The organism is Streptomyces sp. SID3212 (assembly GCF_009865405.1).
Taxonomy (GTDB): domain Bacteria; phylum Actinomycetota; class Actinomycetes; order Streptomycetales; family Streptomycetaceae; genus Streptomyces.
The window spans coordinates 1-5,625 of the sequence record NZ_WWJY01000570.1; the positions used below are offsets into that span (position 1 = coordinate 1).

Consider the following 5,625-nt stretch of genomic DNA (forward strand, 5'->3'; position numbering starts at 1 on the left):
TGACCCGGCGCCGGCCCCGCGCCGGGCCCCGCCGCCCGCCCCTTCCCCTTCCGTACACCCAGGAGGTCCTGCCATGGCCGCGCTCACCCCTCTCGGCAATCTGCCCTACCCGCAGCCCACCGACGCCGCCAACGTCCCTCTCCACATCCAGTCGCTCGCCGAGTCCATCGACGGCCGCACCGTCCTGCGCTTCCTCGACGCCGCCACCCGGGACGCCCGGGTCACCGCGCCGGTCGCCGGCATGCTCGTCTGGCTCAACACCCCCGGCCGTTTCTTCCACTACTCCGGCACCCAGTGGCAGCCCGTCGTCCCGGGCGCCGTGCACAAGGCCAACACGACGACCGGCACCCTCGCGGCCGTCACCACCTACACCGAGACGCTCACCGGCTCCACCGGCGATCCGACGGCGGTCACGTTCACCGTGCCGCTGTCCGGCTCCGTCCTGGTCTCGGTGGGGGCGCGCATCAGCAGCAGCGCTGCCGCCGCCGCGTCCTTCATGTCGGCGAACATCCGCACCGGTACGACCGTCACGCTGGCCGCCGCCGATGCCCGCGCGGCGATCGTCACCGGTACGAACCAGTGCTCCGCCTCCACCCAGTTCCAGGTCAACGGGCTCACGTCCGGAGCCGTGTGCACCGCCACCGCCGCCTACAAGTCGGCCACCTCCAACACCTCCACCTTCACCAACCGATTCGTGACCGTGACGCCGCTGATGTGACGCCCCGGCGGCATCCGTTCACGACGACGCCCACGACGTGAGGAGCCGGCCCATGGCCGCACCGCTCTCCGCCGACGCCCTCGTCCGCGCCCTGCGCGGCGAGGGCGTCCGCGTCGCCGAGCACGGCGACTGGAAGACCCACAACCGCAACCACAAGGGCCCCTGGGGCCCCGTCCACGGAGTGATGCTGCACCACACCGCGGGCGTCGACAGCCTCGCGCTCTGCCGAGGCGGCACCTCCGACCTGCCGGGACCCCTCTGCATCGGCCTGCTCACCAAGGACGGGACCGTCCATCTCGTCGGGTACGGACGGACGAACCACGCCGGCAACGGCTCGGCCGCCGTCCTCGAAGCCGTACGCGCCGAACAGCCCCTGCCCGCCCGGGGACCGGACGCCGTGGACGGCAACGCCCGCTTCTACGGCTTCGAGATCGAAAACCTCGGCAACGGCCGCGACCCCTATCCCGCCGCCCAACTCGACGCCGCCGAGCGGCTGTCGGCGGCGCTGTGCCGGGCGCACGGCTGGTCGGCGCGGAGTGTGATCGCGCACAAGGAGTGGACACGACGGAAGATCGACCCCTCGTTCCCGATGCCGGCGATGCGGGACCGGGTCACCGCCCGCCTGGGCGCGAAGCCGGCCCCGCCGGCCCCTCCCACCGGGCCCGGCACCCCGCAGAAACCGGTGTACGAGACGTTCCCCGGCGCCGCCTTCTTCGTGCCCGGCAGGAACAGCCCGCTGATCACGGCGGTCGGCCGCCGGCTGGTCGCCGAGGGCTGCGGACGGTACGAGATCGGCCCGGGGCCCGTCTGGGGCGCGGCCGACACCCGTTCGTACGCCGCCTGGCAGCGCAAGCTCGGCTACGGCGGGCGCGATGCCGACGGCGTTCCGGGACGGACCAGTTGGGACCGGCTGCGGGTCCCTCGCGCCGGGGGAGCCGTCCCCCAGGGGGGAGGGCCCGCGTGACCCAGTCGGAAGCCGAGAACATCGCCGTCGAACTGGAACGCCTGCACCGCTCCGTGGACGTCGGATTCGCCACCACCCGGGGCGACTTGGCGCTGCTGCTCCAGCGCGTCGACCAGACCGACAAGGCCATCGGCGACCACGAGGACCGTATCGAGGCGCTGGAGCGTTCGCGCTGGCCCCTGTCGTCGCTCGCGGCGGTGACGTCGTGCGCCGCGCTGGCGCTGACCATCTGGCAGACGTCGGGGAAGTGAGGTCACGCGGAGAAGTGACCTGACGCGGGAGAGTGGTCTGACGCCGGAAATGCCCCCGGCCGTGTGTCCCACGGCCGGGGGCATTTCTCCGTGTCACGAGGCCTGTTGGCGGCTCGTGGCTCTCACGCCTGTTGGCGGCTCGCGCCGCGCGTCAGTCCGGGGGTGATCATCTCGGAGATCCGCTCCGGGGTGACCGCCCGGGAGTACAGCCAGCCCTGCCCGGTGTCGCAGCCGATCCGGCCCAGCCGCTCCGCCTGCCCCTCCGTCTCCACGCACTCCGCCGTCACCGTCAGCCCCAGCCGGTGCGCGAGGTGCACCAGCGTCTCCACGATCACCTCGTCCGCCGGGCTCGGGTGGACCCCTTCGTCGTAACGGAAGCCCCGGACGAACGAACCGTCCAACTTCAGTACGGAGACGGGCAGTCGGCTGAGGTACGCGAGGTTCGAGTAGCCGGTGCCGAAGTCGTCGATGGCGATCCGTACCCCCATGTCGCTCAGCGCCTGGAGCGCCTGGAGCGGCCGGCCCGCCGAGCCCATCACCGCGGACTCGGTCAGCTCCAACTGGAGGAGATACGGGGCCAGTCCGGTCTCCGCGAGGATCCCGGCCACGTCCGCCACCAGGTCGGAGTCCCAGACCTGGCGTACGGCGACGTTGACGCTGACGAACAGCGGCCGGGCGCCCGGGTGGTCCTTCTGCCACTGCCGGGCCTGGCGGCAGGCCGTACGGAGCACCCAGCGGCCCAGCTGCACGATCGAGCCGTCCTCCTCGGCGATCCCGATGAAGCGGTTGGGCGCCAGCGTGCCGAACTGCGGGTGCTCCCACCGCACCAGCGCCTCCACCCCCCGTACCGTCCCGTCGGCCATTCCCACCAACGGCTGGTACTCCAGCAGGAATTCACCCCGCTCGACCGCCGGCCGCAGGGTCGAGGAGAGCGCCTGACGGGTCATCCGGTGGGCGTTGCGCTCCGGGTCGAAGAGGGTCCAGCGGGCCTTGCCGTCGGCCTTCGCCCAGTAGAGCGTGGTGTCGGCGGCCTGCATCAGGCCGGTGGGGGTGGTGCCTTCGGCCGTACGTTCCACCACCCCGATCGAGGCCGACACGGCGAGCCGCTGGCCGGCCAGGTCGAACGGGCGCTGGAGCGCGGAGAGCACCGACCGGGCGAGATCGGCGAGTTGTTCCGTACCGGTGGAGTCCTCGACCAGGATCGCGAACTCGTCGCCGCCGAGCCGGGCGACCAGATGGCTGCCGCTGCGGGTGTAGCCGTCGTGGTCGGCGCATTCGGTCAGCCGGCTCGCGACGGCGGCGAGCAGCCGGTCGCCGACGCGGTGGCCGAGGGTGTCGTTGACGGCCTTGAAGCCGTCGAGATCGAGGTAACAGAGGCCGATCCGCCCTGTTCTGCCATGATCTGCCCCTGTGCTGTCACGGTCGCGACCGAGATCGTCGGCCGCGTACGCGGCGTGCGGCGGCGGGGTCTCCAGCGCCGAGGCCAGCCGCTCGAAGAACAGCGTGCGGTTGGGCAGCCGGGTCACCGGGTCGTGCATCTGGAGATGGCGCAGCCGCGCCTGGAGTTCACGCCGGTCGGTGATGTCGGAGACCGACAGCAGCACGCCCCGGCTGTCCGGCACGGGCGCGACCGTGATCTCGGCCCACAGGGTGCGCCCGTCGGAGTGCTTGAGGCGGCGGGTGCAGCGGAACCGGGCGCGCAGGCCGCGGAGCACCTCGCGGTAGGCGTGCCAGGTGCGGGTGTCGGAGGAGAGGTCGGCGACGTCGGCGGCGGACCGTCCGAGGAGCGCGGCGGCCGGCACGCCGAGCAGCGCGGCGAACGCGTCGTTGGCGCTGACGATCGTGCCCTCGGGGTCCACGACGGCCATGGCGAGCGGGGCGGCGCGGAAGGCGCCACGGTGGTCGCCGCCAGGGTCGGTCCGGTCCACCGAATCCGTCCGGTCCGCATGACGCTCCGTGACCGGCGGCCGTACGGTGCCGGGCGCCACGACTGCCGCAGAGTGCGGCCCTTCGGAGGTTCCGCTCACGGCTCGCTCCCGCGGTGCAGTGGTGTCGTACAGGGTCGGTCGGGACGGTCGGCCTGGGAAAGTGTGCCGATCATAGAGGCTGTCCGGGTGGCCGTTCCAGCTCTGTGGCAAGGATCCGGAGCTTCACCGGTCGGCGGGTTGTCGTTGGACGATCGTTTCTGCACGCCCGTGGCCTCGGACGATCCCCTCGTGAGCGGTTGTGACTTTCCGTGAGAGGCCGGGGTGTCGCGCTCCGCGCGCCGTCCCTCACCCGAGTGGGGCAGCGGAACAGGGCGTATGACAAGGAACCGGCACAAGGTGGGTGGTGGTGTCCCCTCATCCCCCAGCCGGAGGTCGACGTGGAGCGTCTGGAGCCACCCGGGGGAGTGGAACGGCCGCGCCTGCGCAGTACCGCGGCTGCTTTCACCTCCCTCATGGCGCTCGCCGCCACGTCCCTGGTCGCGGGTCCCGCCGTGGCCGCGCCGGCCGCCGGGCCCTGCGCCCTGCCCCGTACCGGCGCCCACCACTCCCTCGGCCTGGACACCTGGAACGGCTCCTACACCCGCCCCGACCGCACCCTCGACGCGGTGATGGTCTTCCTGTCCTTCCCGGACGCCGAACCGATGACCCGCCCCGAGGAGCTGGTCGCCGACCACTTCCCGGCCACCAGCCGCTTCTACGCGCGGGCGTCGTACGGGAAGTTCGCCCTGCGGGCCCACCCCGAGGCCCGGTGGATCCGGATGCCGCACGCCTCCACCTCGTACGGGATAAAGCGCGACTGGGACCCCTCGCGCCGCACCGCCTACCTGCGGGACGCGCTGCGCGTCGCCGATCCGGTCGTGGACTTCTCGCGCTACGACATCGTGTACCTGGTCGCCGATCCGACCGCGCCCGGTGTCGACTCCGACGCCACGAAGGTCGTCAACTTCGACCGGCCGATGGAGGCGGACGGCAAGGACATCCGCCGTATCGTCACCGTCTTCGAGAAGCACCCGCCGGACCGCAACGTGCTGGCCCACGAGACCGGGCACGTCTTCGACCTGCCGGACCTCTACCACCGGCCCGCCGACGGCAAGGGCGACTGGGACACCTACGTCGGGGACTGGGACGTGATGGGCAGTCAGTTCGGCCTCTCGCCCGACCTGTTCGGCTGGCACAAGTGGAAGCTCGGCTGGCTGGACCGGCGCCAGGTGCGCTGCGTCCTGCCCGGTACGGAACTGCTCACCCTGGAGCCGATCGCCGAGGCCCGCCAGCTCGGCGGCGACGCGGGGACACGCCTCGCGGTCGTCAGGACCGGGAAGGACTCCGTGGTCGCCGTCGAGGCGCGCGGCGCGACCGGCAACGACGCGGGCACCTGCACGGAGGGCGTGCTGATCTACCGGGTACGGAGCGGGGCGGAGTCCGGCGGCGGCCCGGTGGAGGTGGTGGACACCCATCCGCGCAGCGACGCCTGCTGGGACACCTCCGTGTACCCGCCGCTGGCCGACGCGCCGCTGGGGGTGGGGGAGACGTTCACGGTCCCGGACGAGCGGATCAGGGTGGAGGTCGCGGACCGGACGGCGACGGGCGCCTGGACGGTCAAGATCACCACGGGAAAGGAATGAGGCTCCCGCCAACGGAGTGAGGCCCCCCGCTTTCGCGAGAGGCCTCAATCTTGTCTGTGCGCCGTCAGGGACTCGAACCCCG

At 72.3% G+C, this 5,625-nt stretch carries 5 protein-coding genes; 4 read left to right on the forward strand and 1 reads right to left on the reverse strand.

The window, feature by feature from the left end; translation table 11 throughout:
- The first annotated feature begins 73 nt into the window (after window positions 1–73).
- The 3 genes from GT042_RS17075 to GT042_RS17085 are packed head-to-tail and all read left to right on the forward strand — an operon-like array spanning window position 74 to window position 1,933.
- Window positions 74–718, forward strand: coding sequence for a hypothetical protein (locus tag GT042_RS17075; RefSeq protein ID WP_161309576.1), 645 nt, complete (start codon window positions 74–76; stop codon window positions 716–718).
- Between the two features lie 52 nt (window positions 719–770).
- Window positions 771–1,682, forward strand: a complete 912-nt coding sequence (locus GT042_RS17080) for a peptidoglycan-binding protein (protein WP_161309577.1) — start codon at window positions 771–773, stop codon at window positions 1,680–1,682.
- Window positions 1,679–1,933, forward strand: a complete 255-nt coding sequence (locus GT042_RS17085; RefSeq protein ID WP_161309578.1) for a hypothetical protein — start codon at window positions 1,679–1,681, stop codon at window positions 1,931–1,933. Before GT042_RS17080 ends, GT042_RS17085 begins: the two co-directional genes overlap by 4 nt.
- 122 nt (window positions 1,934–2,055) lie before the next feature.
- Here the strand turns inward: GT042_RS17085 and GT042_RS17090 are convergent, their stop codons facing one another.
- Entirely contained in the window at window positions 2,056–3,960 is a 1,905-nt protein-coding gene (locus GT042_RS17090; protein WP_161309579.1) for an EAL domain-containing protein, read from the reverse strand.
- A gap of 338 nt (window positions 3,961–4,298) precedes the next feature.
- Between GT042_RS17090 and GT042_RS17095 the strand changes: the two genes are divergently transcribed.
- Window positions 4,299–5,543, forward strand: a complete 1,245-nt coding sequence (locus GT042_RS17095; RefSeq protein ID WP_345943802.1) for a M6 family metalloprotease domain-containing protein — start codon at window positions 4,299–4,301, stop codon at window positions 5,541–5,543.
- Window positions 5,544–5,625 lie beyond the last annotated feature (82 nt).

Bases quoted from the DNA above. Each gene is read 5' to 3' on its own strand.
- GT042_RS17080 (WP_161309577.1), top strand. From the start codon at position 771: ATGGCCGCACCGCTCTCCGCCGACGCCCTCGTCCGCGCCCTGCGCGGC.
- GT042_RS17075 (WP_161309576.1), top strand. From the start codon at position 74: ATGGCCGCGCTCACCCCTCTCGGCAATCTGCCCTACCCGCAGCCCACC.